The following is a 15,602-nucleotide window of genomic DNA, read 5'->3' on the forward strand; positions in this document are numbered from 1 at the left end:
GGGTGCCGGCGCGCGGCGCCGCCGTGGCCGGAGGCGTCGCAGGCGGCGTGGTGACCGTGGGGGTGGGCGTCGGGGTCGGCGAGGGCGACTCGCCGCCGTCGAGCCGCTCGTGCGCCCGGCAGGCCTCGAGCCGCAGCCGCTGGACCACGTCGATGGCGTCGTCGAGATCGTCGGCCGTGATGGTGTCGGTGACCTGCTCGCGGTACAGCTCCGGCAGCGACTCGACCGGCAGGCCGCCGGGGATGTCGTGCAGCTCCGACAGCCGGATGGGCCCGATCTCCTGGCTGACGCCCTGGTAGATGGCCACCTGGCCGTTGCTGTCGCCGACGTAGTACTGGTCGCGCACCCAGCCGCTCGCGACGTTCAGCGCCGCCCAGCCCACCGCGGCGACGGCGGCGACGATGACCAGGGTGCGCAGCCAGCGGCGGCGCCGGGGCGGCTGCGGGGCGTACCGCATGGCCTCGAGGTCTTCGGCCGTCGGCTTCGGGTGGGCCTCCTCGGCGCCGACGAGGGCGCGCAGGGCGGCGCCGGGACGACGGCGGTGGGGGCGCTCGGGCGGCGGCACCTCGTTGCTGGCGGCCGCGCCGACGAGGAACGCCTCGGCGGTGTCGTCGGCCTCGCGTGGCCGGTCGGTCTCGACGATGTCGGCGAGGACCAGCGTGACGTTGTCGGGCGCGCCGCCGGCGAGGGCGAGGCGGACGAGCTCGTCGGCGGCGTCGTCGAGTCCGGGGACGGCGCCCAGCGTCTCCTCGAGCGTCTGGTCGGACACGACGCCGGTGAGACCGTCGCTGCACACCAGCAGGCGGTCGCCGGCCCGGACGTCGAGTACCTGCAGGTCGGGGTCGACGTCGCCCTGCCCCTGCAGCGCCTTGAGGATCAGCGAGCGGGCCGGGTGGACGCCGGCCTCCTCGAGCGTGATGCGGCCCTCGTCGACCAGCGACTGGACGAACGTGTGGTCGTGCGTGAGCTGCCGTATGGCGCCGTCGCGCAGCAGGTAGGCGCGGGAGTCGCCGATGTGCCCGAGGCCGAGCGTGCTGCCGGTCCACAGCAGCGCCGTGACGGTGGTGCCCATGCCCTCGCGGCTGGAGTCGTCGACGATGAGCTGCCGGATGCGCGTGTTGGCCGCGCCGATGGCCGCGGTCAGCGTCTCGAGCGGGTCGCTGTCGCGGGGGTCCTGCTCGGCCAGGACCAGCTCGTCGATGGCCGCGCGGCTGGCGACCTCGCCGGCTGCGTGCCCGCCCATGCCGTCGGCGACGGCCAGGAGGTAGGGCCCGGCGTAGCCGGAGTCCTCGTTGCCCTCTCGGACCAGGCCGACGTCAGAGCGCGCGACGTAGCGCAGCGTCAACGGCATCGGTCCCTACTTCCGCAGCTCGACGACGGTCTTCCCGAGCCGGAACCGGCTGCGGGCGGTGACCGGCGTGCTGCGTGTGAGCCGCTGGTTGCCGAAGTACGTGCCGTTGGTGGAGCCGAGATCCTCGACGTACCACTGGTTCTCGTGGAACCTCAGCCGGGCGTGCTGCGTCGACACGTACTCGTCGGACAGCGGCACGGTGCAGTCGGCGCCGCGCCCGAACGTGACCGGCGTGCCGTCGAGCGGCACCGACTTCCCGGTGTCGGGTCCCTCGACGATGTAGGCCCGCGTGGGCGTGCCCTTGGCGCCCCGCGGCTGGCGGTTCTGCTTGGCCGCCTCGCGCGCCTCGCGCTGCGGTTTCGGCTGTTTGGGCGGCCGCACGCCGAACAGGTCGGCGCGCATGGCCGACGTCACTGAGAGGATCAGCAGCCACAACACGGCGAGGAAGCCGAGCTTGATGACCGTGAGTGTCAGTTCCGACACTCGTTCACCTCCCGGGGCTGCGCCGGCGGACGTCGATCACGGTGGACCCGATCACGATGCGGGATCCGTCGGAGAGCGGCGCCTGCCCGACTCGGGCGCCGTCGACGACCGTCCCATTGGTGGACCCGAGGTCGACGGCGACCAGCTGGGGCTGCGTGCCCTGCTGATACACGCGGATCTCCAGATGCCGGCGCGAGACGCCGGGATCGTCGATGCGAAGGTCGCACTCGCTGCCGCGGCCCAGCACGACGCCGGGCGGGAGCACCGGGTGCTGGGTGCCGTTGATGACGAGGAAGGCGTCGGCCTGCCGCTCCGACGTCGGAGTAGGGGCGAACGACGACCCGCGGTCGACCCCGGCCCGCACGGCGCTGCGGATGCGGAACGCGCCCGTGCCGAGGTCCTCGTGCCGCTCGAACCCGACCCCGACCGGGCCGGTGAACGCGTAGTGCTGCAGGTCGGCGTGCTCGCGGGCCAGCTCGACCAGCTCGGTGGCCAGCGTGCCGATGTACGCGGAGAGCCGGTCGTGGTCGCTCGGCCCCAGCTCGACGACGAAGTCGTTCGGCACGAGCGAACGGTCGCGGCTGACGATCTGCGCGTTGTTGTCGAGCTCGCGCTGGATGGCCGCCGCGATCTCGACGGGCTGCACCTCTGAGCGGAAGGCCCTGGTGAACGCACCCTGAACCATGTTCTCGAGCCTGCGCTCGAAGCGCTGCAACACTCCCACGGGTACCTCCCTCCACGTATCGCGCCCGGTGCCGCCGCCGGCAAGACCCTGATCGTAACGGCGCGCAGCGCGCCGGTGCGGCTGCGTCCTTGATCGGGGCCGTGCGGGAACGGCCGTCGCAACCTTATGTGACGAAGGACGGCTGGCGGCTGGTTCCGGCGGCTCTCACAGTGCTTCCCGCCCATGCTGACATCCACACCCCCGGATCGTGGAATCGACCACCCGCCGGAGCGTGTTAACCTGGGTGCCGCACCTAGCGCGGGTGGCGGAATAGGCAGACGCGCACGGTTCAGGTCCGTGTGCCCGAAAGGGCGTGGGGGTTCAACTCCCCCCTCGCGCACATCACGCAACGAAGCCCCAGGTCCTCACCTGGGGCTTCCGTCGTCTCCGGAGTCTCTGCCGTGGAGAGGTTGTCCGTGAAGATCGTGGTCATCGGGGCGAGCGGCGTCGTGGGGGCGGCGGTGGCGCAGGAGCTGGCCGGCCGCGGGCACCAGGTGGTCGGGGCCTCCCGCCGCGGACCCGTCGTGGTCGACGTCGGCGACCCGAGGACCGTCGAGGCGCTGTTCGCGACGGTGCCTGACGTCGATGCCGTCGTGTGTTGTGCGGCGAGCGCACCGACCGCGAACCTCCTCACCGCGAGCGACGCCGAGTTCGTCGCCGGGTTGCCGGGCAAGCTGCTCGGCCAGGTGCGGCTGGCGCGAACGGCGCTGCACCACGTCCGCGACGGCGGGTCGGTCACGCTGACCGGCGGGACGTTCACGGAGCCGCTGCCGGGCGGGTCGTTCGGCGCGCTGGTCAACGCCGGGCTGGCGGCGTTCGTCGAGGCGGCGGCGCCTGAGCTTCCGCGCGGCATCAGGCTCAACCTGGTCGCGCCGGGGTGGGTGCGCGAGTCGCTCGAGGCGTTCGGCTGGGATCCGGCACGGGGCATGCCGGCGGCCGGCGTCGCGCGCGTCTATGCCGACCTCGTCGAGGGCGACGCTCAGGGCGCGGTGGTTCCCGTCACGACCGGCGCGGGCAGGTAGCCGCTCGCCCAGCTCCCCCGGCGATCGGGTGGGTCGGTGCCCTTCGACGATGTCATGCGCGCGGCGTAGCGGCGGATCAGACGCGTGACCGGCTCGGCCCGTCGACGACGGCGCCCACCTCGGCCACCAGCGCGCGGGCGGCGTCGACAGTGGCCGACAGCTCGCCGGCGGTGATGCCGGCGGCGCCGAGCAGCCGCTGCGACCGCTCGGCGAACCCGGAGGGCGCCGACGGCAGCGCTCCGGCCGATACGACGGCGCCCTTCTCGTTGATGAGCCAGCGGCCCTCGTGCCCGTGCAGGGCGTGCGCACAGATGCCGACGGCGCGGAACAGGCAGCCCGCGACGTAGGCGGCGTCGCCTCGGCCGGCCGCCTTCGCGGCGACGTCGACGCAGAATCGAGCCTCCCAGAGCCCGCGCCGCAGCGCCGCTCGCAACGGCTCCGGATACCGTCGTGCGTCGTCACGCAGGGCCGTCAGCTCGCCGGACGGGTCGGTCAGCACGACGGCCAGCGCGATCTCGCCCGCGTAGGCGAAGTCCGGCACGCCGAGCGGATGACCGGCCTGCTGGTGGAAGGCGTACTCACCGCGCTGGGCCGCCTCCCAGGCGCTTCGCACCCGGTCGGTGTCGCGGTAGAGCCAGTCGATGGCGACGCCGTCGACCGTGAGCCAACCGCCGCCGTCGACCCACGGACCCCACGAGCCGGGCTCGGTGACCGTCGCCGACGGCCCGCCGAAGCGGCGGGCCAGCTCGCCCAGCCGCGCCAGGTCGAGCTCGCCGCGGTAGTAGAGCCCGAGGTCGTAGTCGGAGTCCGGCCGGTGGGTGCCGCGAGCCCGGCTGCCGCCGAGCACCGTACCGACCACGCCGCCGACCTCCGTGAGGGCATCGGCCATGGCCGCGACCACGTCGTCCACCCTCACCCGCCTTCGCCGACCCGGTCCTGCACCATACGCGTGTCGGGTGCGGTCCAGCTGCTCAGCAGCCGCAGCGACTTGGCGGTCTCGGAGCCGGGCTCGACGCTGTAGACGCAGAGGGTCTGGTCGGAGTCGCCGGGGACCTGGAAGGACTCGTAGGTGAAGTGCAGCTCGCCCACCACGGGGTGGATGTAGTGCTTGGCGCCGTGCGTGCGACGCAGCACCCGGTGATCGTTCCACCAGGCGGAGAACTCGGGACAGCTCAGGGTGAGCTCGCCGACGAGGTCGGCGAGGCGGCGGTCGTCGGGGTAGCGGCCGGCCTCGAGACGGAGCATGGCCACGGTCTCCGCGGCGATCCGCTCCCAGTCGCCCACCCGCTCGCGGGCCTGCGGATCCAGGAGGTAGTAGCGGGCCAGGTTGCGCTGGGTGGCGGGCAGGGCGTCGAAGTCGGTGAGCACGGCCTTGGCGAGCTGATTGGCGGCCAGGACGTCGGTGCGCCGGCCGACGATGAACGCGGGGACGTGGCCGACGGTCTCGAGCATCAGGTACAGGCCGGGCCGGACGCGCTGCGGCCTGGCGGGCGCGCGACGGGCCCGGCGGCCGCCGGGCGCCAGCAGGTCGGCGAGGTGCTCGCGCTCGGATGCGTCGAGCTCGAGAGCGTGGGCCAGGGCCTCCACGACCTCCGCCGACGGATGGCCGGCCCGGCCCTGTTCCAGGCGCGTGTAGTACTCCGTGCTGACGCCCGCGAGGCGGGCCACCTCGTCGCGGCGCAGTCCAGGGACGCGGCGGACCCGCCCGTCCGACGGGAGCCCCGCGCGCTCCGGAGCGATGGCCGCCCGGCGCGACCGGAGGAAGCCGGCGATCTCCTTGCTGCGGTCCATGGCTCCAGTCTGGCCGCACCCGCCGCCGGCCGTCCCGCCCAAGGTGGCCCTGCGGGTACCTGCCTGCTCAGGGTCAGCTATGGCGCTGCGCGCCGGCCGTGGAGCGGGTGTGCTGGAGGGGAGCCGGGATCTGCCCGGCGCACAGCCCACGGAAGGGACCCATCGCATGTCCACACAGACCACAGCCGTGCCGCTCGCGGGCCGGATCGCCGTCGTCACCGGGGCGTCCAGCGGCATCGGCGCGGCGTCCGCCGAGAAGCTTGCCGCCCTGGGGGCACACGTCGTCCTCCTCGCGCGGCGGGCCGACCGGCTCCAGGAGCTGGCCGCCCGGATCGAGCAGAACGGCGGCAAGGCCCTGGCGATCTCCGTGGACGTGACCGACAGGGCGGCGGTCCAGGCGGCCGCCGACCGGGTGGCGGCCGAGCTCGGCGGCGCCGACCTGCTGTTCAACAATGCCGGCGTGATGCTGCCCGCCCCGGTCGAGGAGCTGGCCACGGACCAGTGGCAGCTGCAGATCGACCTCAACATCACCGGCCTGATGAACGTCATCGGGGCGTTCACACCCCAGCTGGTGAAGGCCGCCGCCGACCGGGGGGTGGCCGACCTGATCAACACCTCGTCGATCGGGGCACAGAACATCTATCCGAACTTCGCCGTCTACACCGCCACGAAGGCCTACGTCACCCACCTGTCCCGCCACCTGAGGGCCGAGCTGGGCGCCAAGAACGTGCGCGTGGCCGCGATCGAGCCGGGCATCGTCGGCACCGAGCTGCAGACCCACGTCACCGACGAGGGCGCCCTCGCGTGGCTGGCCGGCACCAGGGAGACCATGGAGTGGCTCACGCCGCAGGACGTGGCCGAGACCATCGGCTTCCTCGCCGCGCTGCCGCCGCGGGCGAACCTTCAGCAGGTGACGATCATGCCCACCGGTCAGGCCAGCTGAGACGCCCGGTGCGGCTCGGCCTCGCCGGTCGCGGTGTCGTCGCCCGCGAGTGGCTCGCGTGACTGGCGTGCCTCGCGCCCCTCGACCACGCGGCCGGTGGTCAGCAGGCCGGCCAGTGCCGCCACACCGCCGGCCACGATGATGCCGGCGAACGTCGCCGGGCCGGGCGAGGTGAGGGCGACCGCGGCGCCGCTGACCGCCACCGCGGCCGCCGTGCTCAGCGACCCGGCGACCTGGGCGGCGCCGACGTTGCGGCCCTGGTTGCCGGCGTCGGACGCGGCGAGGGTCAGCACCGACAGCACCGGTGACGCGAGCCCCATGCCGACGCCCGCGAGCGCCCAGCCGGCCAGCCCGACCGCGGGCGGGACCGCCGGCCAGGCGAGCAGCGCCGTCACCGCCAGCCCGGCCGTCATCGCCGCGAGCCCGGCCCGCAGCACCGTCGCCGACGGGTAGCCGTGGTCGCGGGCCTGCAGCCAGGAGCCGAGCGCCCACATGACGCCCGAGATGGACAGGCTGATGCCCGCCGTCGTCGCCGTGAAGCCGTGCACCAGCGTGAGCAGCAGCGGCAGCCAGGCCCCGACACCGGCGAACGCCGTGGCCGTGAACACGCGCTGGGCCACGACGGCGGGCAGCCCGCGCCGGACCCGGAACGTGCCGCGCGGGAGCAGCCGCGTCGCGGCGATCACCGCGCCGGCCGCCCCGCCGAGCACGACGGCGACGGCCGGGACCGGGTGGGCGGCCAGGTGCTCACCGGCCACGGACAGTCCGAACACGGTGGTCGCGGCCAGCAGCGCCCACGGCAGCACCGTCGTCGCGCTCTCCCCCGGCGGCACCGCAGCGGACGCCGTCGTCGGCGGCACCGTGCGCAGGACGGGCCGAAGGACCAGCCAGACCGGCACCAGCACGGCCAGCGCGCCGAGGAACACCCAGCGCCACCCCGCGCCCTCGGTGACGATCCCCGTCAGGAACGGCCCCACGACCGATGGCAGGATCCAGGACGCCGCGAAGAGCGAGAACATCCGCGGCCGCAGCTCCTCCGGCAGGGATCGGGCGATCAGCACCATGATCCCGACGTCGATCAGCCCCTCGGCCAGCCCGCTGAGCAGCCGCCCGGCGATCACCTGCGGCATGCCACCAGCGGTCCCGACCAGCACCTGCGCCACGGCGAACGTGACGATGCCGGCCCGCAGCGGCGGCACCGGGCCGGACCGGTCGGCCCACAGGCCCGCCAGCGCCAGCGAGACGACGAAGCTCGCGATCGGCGCGGCGGAGGCCGGCCCGAAGCTGCTGACGGCGTCGAAGTCGCGCACCAGGGTGGGCAGCGCGGTGCCGACCGCCCGGTTCTCGAACGCGCCGAGCGTCACCAGGGCGACGGCGCTGACGGCCAGCGGCAGGTGGGCCCGGCTGAACAGCGAGGCCGGCGGGCGAGTGGACATGCCCTCACCCTGCAACCTCAACCCGCGTTGAGGTCAACCCTCGGGCAGCCCCGTCAGCCGGCCCCACGTCCGGACCTGGTGGTCGAACAGTGCGCGGCGGTCCTCGATGACGTTGGTGAACTGGCCGAAGACCTCGAAGCTGACGAAGCCGAACAGGCCGGTCCAGGCGGCGATGGCCCGGGCGACCAGGTCGTCGGGCAGCCCCGGCATGAGCTCGCGGACCACGTCGGCGTCGCCGCTGAACGACGGCGGCGGAGTGGGGAAGCCGTCGGGAGGCGCCAGCGCGCCGGCCGCGTACGCCTCGCTGATGATGCGCCCGTAGACGGCGGTGTCGCGGGTGGCCGGGGCGATGGTGTCGGCCGGGGCCTGGTACCCGGGCACCGGGGAGCCGTAGAGCAGCGCGTACTCGTGCGGGTGCGCCAGAGCCCAGTCGCGAACGGCATGGCAGACCGCGCACCACCGCCCGGCGTGGTCGTCGCGGGCGCACGCGGCGTCGGCCTGCTCGACGGCCTCGCCGACGGCGTTGTAGGCGTCGATGATCAGCGCGGTGAGCAGCTCGTCGCGGCTGGGGAAGTAGCGGTAGACGGCCGACGAGACCATGCCCAGCTCGCGGGCGATGGCGCGCAGGTTCAGCCCGGTGGCGCCCTCGGTGCCGAGCTGACGGCGGCCGATCGCAGTGATCTCCCTGGTCAGCTCGGCCCGGGCGCGTTCGCGTGCGGTGCGTCCGACGTTCATGCGGCGACTCTAGCAGAGCGGCGCACCAAAGTGAGAGCACTGCTCTTGACAGTTAGCACACCGAACAGAGAGCATTGCTCTCGAATCGGAGCGACAGACACGAGGAGTGGGTCATGAGCAAGCACGTCATCGTCGGCGCGGGTCAGATCGGCACGCTGCTGGCCACCCGGCTGGCCGGCGACGGCCACGAGGTCGTGGTGGTCAGCCGGTCGGGATCGGGGCCCGGCGGCGTCACGAAGGTCGCCGCCAGCGCCGCCGACGAGGCCAGGCTGACACAGGTCGCGCAGGGCGCCGCCGTCATCTACAACTGCGCCAACCCGCCCTACCACCGCTGGACGCAGGACTGGCCGCCCATGGCCGCGTCGATCCTCGGCGCCGCCCAGACCACGGGCGCCGTCCTCACGACGCTCGCCAACCTGTACCCGTACGGCGAGGTCAGCGGCCCCATGACCGAGGACCTGCCGCTGAGCGGCCCGGGCGTGAAGGGACGGGTGCGGGCCCGCATGTGGGCCGACGCGCTGCGGGCGCACCAGGAGGGCCGCATCCGCATGACCGAGCTGCGCGCGTCGGACTACTACGGCCCCGGCGTCCGCTCCCAGGGCCACGTGGGCGAGCGGTTCGTCCCGCCGATCCTCGCCGGCAAGCCGGCCACCTACCTGAACGACCCCGGCGTGACCCGCAGCTGGACCTACGTCGATGACGTCGCCCAGGCGCTCGCCATCGCCGGCAGCGACGAACGGGCGTACGGGCGGGCCTGGCACGTGCCGACGGCGCCGCCGTTCTCAGCACGCGAGCTGGCGGAGAAGATCGCTGCGATCGCCGGCTCCGCTCCGGCCCGCATCCGCCGCGTCCCGTACTGGCTGCAGGACGCCATGGGCCTGGCCGTGCCGATGATGCGCGAGCTCAGGGAGACCCGGCACCAGTTCGCCCGGCCGTTCGTGCTCGACTCGTCGGACTTCCAGGCCACGTTCGGCCAGCAGCCGACCCCCGTCGACGACGGTGTGGCCGAGACGGTCAGGTGGTGGCGGGCCCGGTCAGCTCGCTGACGGCCGACGGTGTCAGCTCGCGGTAGGGCAGCCCGCGCAGCAGGAGCGCCAGCCGGGCGGCCGACTCCAGCTCCTCGGCGAGATCGGCGGCCAGGTCCACGTCGGCCGCCGCGACGACGCTGCCGTGGTTGGCCATCAGCACCGCGTGGTGGCGCGCCATGGCGGCGGCGACACCCTCGGCGAGGGCCGCGCTGCCGGGCCGGGCGTACGGCGCCACCGGCAGCGGGCCGAGGCGTGTCACCTGGTACGGGGTGAGCGTCGGCACCGGCTCGTCGAGGCAGGAGACGGCGACGGCGTGCACGGAGTGCAGGTGGACGATCGCGCGTGCCTCGTGCCGCACGTGGTACGCGGCGAGATGCAGCGGGAACTCCTTCGACGGCCGCGTACCGGACAGCGGCTCGCCGCTCAGCGAGAGCACCGCCAGGTCGTCGGACGTGACCCGGCTGAGCGCGCCGCCGGTGGGGGTGACGAAGACCTGCTCGCCCACCCGGACGCTGACGTTGCCGGACCCGCCGGGCGACAGGCCCAGTTCCGCCAGCCGGCGGCACGCGGCGACCAGCGACTCCATCGCGGCCGTGCTCACGGCCCCACCTCCCACGCCGTCGTGAACAGGTCGGCCGGCCCGAAGTTGCCCGACTTCAGCAGCAGCGCCAGCGGGTCCGGCCCGGCGCTGACGGTCCAGGGCACGCCGGGCGCGACCTGAGCCCCGACGCGCACCTGCCGGACGCCGAGGGCGCCGGTCACCGCGCCGGACGTCTCGCCACCGGCGATGATCAGCCGGCGCACCCCGGCCCCGACGACGGCCCGGGCGACGGCGCTCAGCGCCTCCTCGGCGAGCGTGGCGGCCCGCTCGCGGCCGTGCCGCCGCTGGACGACGCGCAACTCCTCCGGCGGCAGCGCCGTGGTGGCCAGCACCGGCCCGGTAGGGGACGCGGCGAGTGCGGCGAGAACGGCGTCGCCGGCGGCAGCCGTGGTCCCGCCGGGGTCGGCCGCGAGGTCGTCGACGCCGATCCGCACGACCGGCCCGGGGAACGCCGCGATCTGCTCCAGCGTCCGCCGCGAGCAGCTGCCCGCCAGCACCACCCGCCCGCCACCGGGCCGCACGTCAGGCAGCTCGTCGGGTGGCACGTCAGGCAGCTCGTCGGACGGCACGTCAGGCAGCTCGTCGGATGGCCGGGGCGATGCGGCGGCGAGTGTCGGTGCCCGCCCGTAGGGTGGGGACCCTCCCTCACCGGGCGGGTTATGCTCCGGCCCGGTGCGCGAGTCCGCGGCAGCGCCGGCACGGGCCGACTCGACGCCGACCCAGTAGCGGGCGAGGGCGGCGGCCAGGCCGGACGCCCCGCCGAGCAGCTCGTCCCCGCCGGCCAGAGCGGCCGCGTGGCGGTCGAGATCCTCGTCGGTCAGGGCATCGAGCAGCACGTGCGCGGCCGGCTCGTCCGGGGTCACCCCGGCCGACGGCCAGGGCGCCAGCCCGACCGAGCGCTCGGTCTGCGCCCCGAGCACGCGGACGAGGTCGGCGTCGGTCATCGGCGTCAGGGGATGGTCGCGCAGCGGCGACTCCGACAGCAGCCGTCCGTCGACGAACAGGTGACCCTGGTAGACGGTGCGCCCGACCGCGGGCGTGGCCGGCGTCCCCACCGAGCGGCCGCCCACCAGCTCGGCCAGCGCGTCGGCGACCGGCCCGATGTTCCCGGCCGGCGTGGAGTCGAAGGTCGAGCAGTACTTCTGGTAGAGCCGCCGGGCGCCGTGGTGAAGCAGCCACCGTCCGGCCGCCACCGACTCCGCGACGGCGGATGTCACCGGCGCCGTCCGGGTCTTGAGGGCGACGACGACGCATGCGGCGCCGGCGGCCGGGACATCCACAGGCGAGGGCGGGCCGAGCAGCACCGTCGCCGGCATCCCGGCCGCCGTGACGACACCGGCCAGGTCGCAGGCGCCGGTGACGTCGTCGGCCACCACGCCGAGCGCGAGCGCACTCACGCGGCGGCCGCCCAGGAGACGTCGACGCCGGCGGCCCGGATGGCGCGCACCGCGTCCTCGCCGGCGGACGGGTCGGTGACCAGGACCGACACCGCGTCGAGGCCGGCGAACCGGATGGGCGCGCGGGCCGCCAGCTTGGACCCGTCGGCGGCGACCAGCACCGAGCGGGCCGCGGCGGCCAGGGCCTGCTTGGTCTCGGCGTCGTACGGGTCGGAGCAGTAGACGCCGTCGGGGCCGACCGCCGTCGCCGACAGGACGGCGAGGTCGACCACGATGTCCTGCAGCGCCGCCCGCACGGCCGGCCCGCCGAACGACCGCGTCGCCGGGTTGTAGACGCCGCCGAGGCCGATGAGCCGCAGGTCCGGCCGCGACGCGCACGCCGTCACCACGGGCACCGAATGCGTGACGACGGTGAGGCCGGCGGGCAGCAGCTCGGCCAGCCGGGCGATCGTCGTCCCGGAGTCCAGCGCGACGGTCGCGTCCGCCGGCAGCAACCCGGCCGCCGTCGTCGCCACCGACGTCTTCTGTGCCGCGAACCGGTCCGACCGGAGCTCGAAGGGGACGCCGTCGCCGTCGGGCAGCCGGGCGCCGCCGGTGACTCGGACGGCCAGGCCGTCGACCGCCAGCTGATGCAGGTCGCGGCGGATGGTCATCTCGGAGACCTCGAGGTCGGCCGCCGCGTGAGCCGCCGACAGGTAGCCGGCCGACCGCAGCCGCCGCAGCAGCTCGTCGCGCCGGCGCGGCGCGTCGGTGTAGCGCACGCCCCCACCCAACCTCGACGCGCGCAAGAATGTCAAGGGTCGGACACTTCTTGCTTCCTTTGTTCAACTTCGCACAAACTGTGCGCATGAGCGAACCGACCCTGGACGCGCTGGCCCGACCCGGCGGCGGCCTCGCCATGGTCGCCATGGACCAGCGCGAGAGCCTGCGCACGATGTTCGACGACGCCGGAGCCGGCCGGCCGCCGGATGACGTCCTCACCGCGTTCAAGCTCGAGGTGGCCCGCAGCCTTAGCGACCTCGCGTCGGGCTTCCTCATCGACCGCCGATACGGCTTCGACGAGGTCCGGAGCGAGCGGCTGCTGCCGGCCGGCTGCGGGCTGATCCTCGCCGTCGACGCGCTGACCCAGCAGGACGGCGGACCGGTCGAGGAGACCGCGCTCGACCCGGACTTCCTCGCCGCGGACAGCGACCTGGCCGGCGTCGACGGCGTGAAGCTGCTGATCGTCTGGCGTCGCGACGAACGGCGCGAGCAGCGGGTCGAGCTGGCCCGCGAGTTCGTCGCCCGGGCCCGCGAGCGCGGCGTGCTGTCGGTGCTGGAGCCGGTGGTCCGCGCCACGCCCGCCGAACTGGCCGGCGGCACCTGGGACCTGAACGCGGCGATCACCGAGGCCGCCCGCGAGCTGTCCGTCCTGGGTCAGAGCCTGTACAAGGCGCAGGTCCCGAGCGCCGGCGAGGGCGAGCCGGCCGAGCTGCTCGACGCCTGCCGGGCGCTCGACGACGCCGTCACCGGACCCTGGGTGGTGCTCTCGCAGGGCGTGGCGCTGGACCGTTTCCCGGCCGCCGTCGAGGCCGCCTGCCGGGCCGGCGCCTCCGGATTCCTGGCCGGGCGGGCACTCTGGAGCGACGTGGTCGGCCGGCCGCTGTCCGAGCTCGCGGTGCGGTCCGCGCCCCGGCTGGAGCGGCTGACCCGCATCGTCGACGAGCACGCGACGCCCTGGTGGGAGAAGAAGTGACCCGGTACGGCCTGATCCACACCGTCCCCGCGCTGCCGGCGACGTTCCACGACCTCGTCGCGGCGCACGCGGGTGCCGGGGTCGAGCAGATCCATGTCGTCGACCCGTGGCTGCTGCGCACCGCCATCGCCGCCGGCGGGGTCACGCCCGAGATCGTCGACCGGCTGGCCGCCCATGTCGCCCACCTGCGCGATCGCGGCGCCGGCGGCGTCCTGGTCACCTGCTCGACGCTGGGCGAGGCGACCGAGCTGGTGGCCGAGCGCCTCGGCGCCGTGTCGCCGGTCGTGCGGGTCGACCAAGGCATGGCCGACCGCGCGGCCGAGCTGGCCGGCGACGGCGGCACGGTCGCCGTGCTGGCCACGGTCGCCTCGACCGTCGGCCCGACCGAGCGGCTGGTGCACCGCAGCGCCGCCGCGGCAGGCATCGCCGTCACCGTCGAGGTCGAGCTGCTGGACGAGGCCGGCCAGGCTCGCGAGGCCGGCGACACCGCCCGGCACGACGCCCTGGTCGCCGACGCCGTGGCCCGATGGTCCGGCCGGGTCGACGTGGTGGTGCTCGCCCAGGCCTCGATGGCCGGCGCCGTGGCCCGATCCGTCCCGGAAACGGCGGGAAGCACTCCCGTGCTCACCTCGCTCGAGCTCGCGGCGCGTCGTCTGGTCGAGGTCGCTCCGACGTCCGACCAGCAGCGGAACGGCACGTATCCGTTTCGTTAACCGGGACTTGTTGACGCCCACTCCGAGTGTGGGTACGTTCTCACATGGCAACGATGCCACACCGGATGAGCTCGCCCGGTCGGCTGGCGCGGAGCCGGACTGCTCGACCCTCTTGCGGGGTATGAGCGGTCACGTACTCGTATGGAGAGACGCGGCGCTCCGTCCCGGGACGTCGCTCCTGACGTTCGGGCGCCGCTTTCCCGGCGCCCTCCTCTGAAGTGGAGGACGGTCCATGAAGACAGCAGCCGTCAGGTGGAGCGCGGTGGCGTTGACGGCCGGCCTCGTGCTCGCCGGTTGCGCGCAAGGCACCAGTGACGACTCGTCCGACGACGAGACCGGCGGCGGCACCGTGTTCGACCCCGAGGCGGAACTGAGCGGCGAGCTCAACGTCATGGGCTTCGGCGCGACCGACGAGATCGGGCAGACCCGCATCGACCTGGCCACCGAGGCCGTGGCCCCCGCCGAGATCAGCCTCATCGAGGGCGACCTCGACATCCAGCAGTTCCTGTCCGCCGTCGCCACCGGCGAGCCGCCGGAGCTGGTCTACGCCAACCGCGACCAGATCGGCACCTTCGCCTCGCGCAACGCGATCATCCCGCTCGACTCGTGCATCGAGGGCGAGGGCATCGACACCTCGATGTACCTCGAGCCGGCGCTGAACCAGGTGACGTTCGACGGCAGCGTCTACGGCATCCCCGAGTTCAACGCCGTCCAGATCACCCAGGCCAACGCCGACCTGCTGGCCGCCGCCGGGCTGACCCTCGACGACGTCAACGGGTCGGACTGGGACGCCATCAGCGCCGCGAACGAGGCGCTGCACGTCGGTGAAGGCGGCTCGCTGTCGGTCATCGGCTACGACAGCAAGCTGCCGGAGTTCCTGCCGCTGTGGGCGAAGGCCAACGGCGCCGACCTGCTCTCCGAGGACGGCCGGACGGCCCAGCTGGACGACCCCGCGGTGCTCGAGGCGCTGGAGTGGGCGGTCAGCATCTACGACGCCCAGGGCGGCTTCGGCACGGTGAAGGCCTACCGCGACTCCGCCGACTTCTTCGGCGCGGGCAACCAGTTCGCCTCCAACGTGCTGGGCGCCATGCCGATGGAGCAGTGGTACGTCAACGTGCTCAACGACGTCTCGCCGGACGCCCCGATGGCCTTCGACACCGTCCGCAACCTCGAGGGCGAGCCGCTGGCGTACGCGTCGGGCTCGGCGTGGGCGATCCCGGCCGACAGCTCCAACCCGCAGGCGGCCTGCCGGTTCATCAAGACGATGACCGAGACCGACAGCTGGATCGCCGCCGCCCAGGCGCGCGTCGACCTGCGCGAGGCCGAGGGCAAGCCGTTCACGGGCCTGCTGACCGGCAACGCCGAGGCCGACCAGGCCATCCAGGACCAGTTCGTCACTCCCAGCGGTGACGAGAAGTGGGACGCCGCGGTCGCGGCCACCTACGAGGCCAACGAGCACACGTTCAGCCTGCCGGCCAACCCGGCCGACGCGGAGTTCAAGACCGCGTGGCAGGACGCCGTGAACCGGGTCCTCAACGGCCAGCAGGAGCCGGCCGACGCCCTGGCTCAGGCGCAGGAGGAGGCGCAGGCCGCTCTCGACGAGGCGTGGGCGACCTGGGACGAGCGGGAAGAAGGCTGACGCC

The 15,602-nt window shown here is 74.1% G+C and carries 16 protein-coding genes and 1 tRNA gene; 7 read left to right on the plus strand and 10 right to left on the minus strand.

All coding sequences use genetic code 11. The annotated features are described in order from the left end of the window. From E1212_RS03075 to E1212_RS03085, 3 genes are all read right to left on the minus strand, one after another. The coding region (locus tag E1212_RS03075; RefSeq protein WP_131978973.1) for a PP2C family protein-serine/threonine phosphatase at window positions 1–1,351 on the minus strand (1,351 nt) is incomplete at its 3' end. Between the two features lie 6 nt (window positions 1,352–1,357). Further along, window positions 1,358–1,834, minus strand: coding sequence for an FHA domain-containing protein FhaB/FipA (locus E1212_RS03080; RefSeq protein ID WP_131978976.1), 477 nt, complete (start codon window positions 1,832–1,834; stop codon window positions 1,358–1,360). Window positions 1,835–1,838: 4 nt separating this feature from the next. Further along, a complete protein-coding gene (locus tag E1212_RS03085; protein WP_131978979.1) occupies window positions 1,839–2,558 on the minus strand; it encodes an FhaA domain-containing protein in 720 nt (239 codons plus the stop codon). A gap of 256 nt (window positions 2,559–2,814) precedes the next feature. Between E1212_RS03085 and E1212_RS03090 the strand changes: the two genes are divergently transcribed. Together E1212_RS03090 and E1212_RS03095 are read left to right on the plus strand one after the other, a co-directional pair. Further along, window positions 2,815–2,898: transfer RNA gene (locus tag E1212_RS03090), tRNA-Leu, on the plus strand. A gap of 76 nt (window positions 2,899–2,974) precedes the next feature. Further along, window positions 2,975–3,580 (plus strand): short chain dehydrogenase, encoded by a 606-nt coding sequence (locus E1212_RS03095; protein WP_131978982.1) that lies wholly within the window; start codon window positions 2,975–2,977, stop codon window positions 3,578–3,580. 76 nt (window positions 3,581–3,656) lie between these two features. Here E1212_RS03095 and E1212_RS03100 read toward each other — a convergent pair whose 3' ends face one another. Together E1212_RS03100 and E1212_RS03105 are read right to left on the minus strand one after the other, a co-directional pair. After that, window positions 3,657–4,469, minus strand: coding sequence for a nucleotidyltransferase domain-containing protein (locus tag E1212_RS03100; RefSeq protein WP_131979261.1), 813 nt, complete (start codon window positions 4,467–4,469; stop codon window positions 3,657–3,659). A 23-nt stretch (window positions 4,470–4,492) separates the two neighbouring features. Continuing rightward, entirely contained in the window at window positions 4,493–5,371 is an 879-nt protein-coding gene (locus E1212_RS03105; RefSeq protein WP_131978985.1) for a helix-turn-helix transcriptional regulator, read from the minus strand. 166 nt (window positions 5,372–5,537) lie between these two features. On the opposite strand from E1212_RS03105, the gene E1212_RS03110 reads away from it, so the two are divergent. After that, the gene (locus E1212_RS03110) at window positions 5,538–6,314 is read left to right on the plus strand and encodes an SDR family oxidoreductase (protein ID WP_131978988.1); all 777 of its coding nucleotides are present in this window, start codon (window positions 5,538–5,540) and stop codon (window positions 6,312–6,314) included. On the opposite strand, the gene E1212_RS03115 is transcribed toward E1212_RS03110, so the two are convergent. Both E1212_RS03115 and E1212_RS03120 read right to left on the minus strand, forming a co-directional pair. Continuing rightward, window positions 6,302–7,750 (minus strand): MFS transporter, encoded by a 1,449-nt coding sequence (locus tag E1212_RS03115; RefSeq protein ID WP_131978990.1) that lies wholly within the window; start codon window positions 7,748–7,750, stop codon window positions 6,302–6,304. The two genes, E1212_RS03110 and E1212_RS03115, sit on opposite strands and share 13 nt — an antisense overlap. Window positions 7,751–7,783: 33 nt before the next feature. Then, window positions 7,784–8,485 carry a TetR/AcrR family transcriptional regulator gene (locus E1212_RS03120; RefSeq protein WP_131978993.1) on the minus strand — a complete coding sequence of 234 codons (702 nt, stop codon included), beginning with the start codon at window positions 8,483–8,485 and terminating at the stop codon, window positions 7,784–7,786. Between the two features lie 113 nt (window positions 8,486–8,598). Between E1212_RS03120 and E1212_RS03125 the strand changes: the two genes are divergently transcribed. Next, complete coding sequence (locus tag E1212_RS03125; RefSeq protein WP_131978996.1) at window positions 8,599–9,531, plus strand: NAD-dependent epimerase/dehydratase family protein; 933 nt, start codon at window positions 8,599–8,601, stop codon at window positions 9,529–9,531. Here E1212_RS03125 and E1212_RS03130 read toward each other — a convergent pair. The 3 genes from E1212_RS03130 to E1212_RS03140 are packed head-to-tail and all read right to left on the minus strand — an operon-like array spanning window position 9,500 to window position 12,272. Beyond that, entirely contained in the window at window positions 9,500–10,114 is a 615-nt protein-coding gene (locus E1212_RS03130) for a class II aldolase/adducin family protein (protein ID WP_203416286.1), read from the minus strand. The genes E1212_RS03125 and E1212_RS03130 overlap by 32 nt on opposite strands. Then, entirely contained in the window at window positions 10,111–11,511 is a 1,401-nt protein-coding gene (locus E1212_RS03135; protein WP_203416287.1) for a four-carbon acid sugar kinase family protein, read from the minus strand. The genes E1212_RS03130 and E1212_RS03135 overlap by 4 nt, the downstream gene beginning before the upstream one ends. Next, window positions 11,508–12,272, minus strand: a complete 765-nt coding sequence (locus tag E1212_RS03140) for a DeoR/GlpR family DNA-binding transcription regulator (protein WP_162605279.1) — start codon at window positions 12,270–12,272, stop codon at window positions 11,508–11,510. The genes E1212_RS03135 and E1212_RS03140 overlap by 4 nt, the downstream gene beginning before the upstream one ends. A gap of 86 nt (window positions 12,273–12,358) precedes the next feature. On the opposite strand from E1212_RS03140, the gene E1212_RS03145 reads away from it, so the two are divergent. The 3 genes from E1212_RS03145 (at window position 12,359) to E1212_RS03155 (ending at window position 15,598) form a co-directional block, all read left to right on the plus strand. Continuing rightward, window positions 12,359–13,246, plus strand: a complete 888-nt coding sequence (locus E1212_RS03145; RefSeq protein ID WP_131979002.1) for a hypothetical protein — start codon at window positions 12,359–12,361, stop codon at window positions 13,244–13,246. Then, the gene (locus tag E1212_RS03150; protein ID WP_131979005.1) at window positions 13,243–13,959 is read left to right on the plus strand and encodes an aspartate/glutamate racemase family protein; all 717 of its coding nucleotides are present in this window, start codon (window positions 13,243–13,245) and stop codon (window positions 13,957–13,959) included. Before E1212_RS03145 ends, E1212_RS03150 begins: the two co-directional genes overlap by 4 nt. A gap of 232 nt (window positions 13,960–14,191) precedes the next feature. Beyond that, window positions 14,192–15,598, plus strand: coding sequence for an extracellular solute-binding protein (locus tag E1212_RS03155; RefSeq protein WP_131979008.1), 1,407 nt, complete (start codon window positions 14,192–14,194; stop codon window positions 15,596–15,598). Window positions 15,599–15,602 lie beyond the last annotated feature (4 nt).

The sequence above is a fragment of the Jiangella ureilytica genome (genome assembly GCF_004348545.1).
Lineage (GTDB): Bacteria > Actinomycetota > Actinomycetes > Jiangellales > Jiangellaceae > Jiangella > Jiangella ureilytica.

Bases quoted from the DNA above. Each gene is read 5' to 3' on its own strand.
- E1212_RS03100 (WP_131979261.1), bottom strand. From the start codon at position 4,469: ATGGCCGATGCCCTCACGGAGGTCGGCGGCGTGGTCGGTACGGTGCTC.
- E1212_RS03105 (WP_131978985.1), bottom strand. From the start codon at position 5,371: ATGGACCGCAGCAAGGAGATCGCCGGCTTCCTCCGGTCGCGCCGGGCG.
- E1212_RS03110 (WP_131978988.1), top strand. From the start codon at position 5,538: ATGTCCACACAGACCACAGCCGTGCCGCTCGCGGGCCGGATCGCCGTC.
- E1212_RS03115 (WP_131978990.1), bottom strand. From the start codon at position 7,750: ATGTCCACTCGCCCGCCGGCCTCGCTGTTCAGCCGGGCCCACCTGCCG.
- E1212_RS03120 (WP_131978993.1), bottom strand. From the start codon at position 8,485: ATGAACGTCGGACGCACCGCACGCGAACGCGCCCGGGCCGAGCTGACC.
- E1212_RS03125 (WP_131978996.1), top strand. From the start codon at position 8,599: ATGAGCAAGCACGTCATCGTCGGCGCGGGTCAGATCGGCACGCTGCTG.
- E1212_RS03145 (WP_131979002.1), top strand. From the start codon at position 12,359: ATGAGCGAACCGACCCTGGACGCGCTGGCCCGACCCGGCGGCGGCCTC.
- E1212_RS03155 (WP_131979008.1), top strand. From the start codon at position 14,192: ATGAAGACAGCAGCCGTCAGGTGGAGCGCGGTGGCGTTGACGGCCGGC.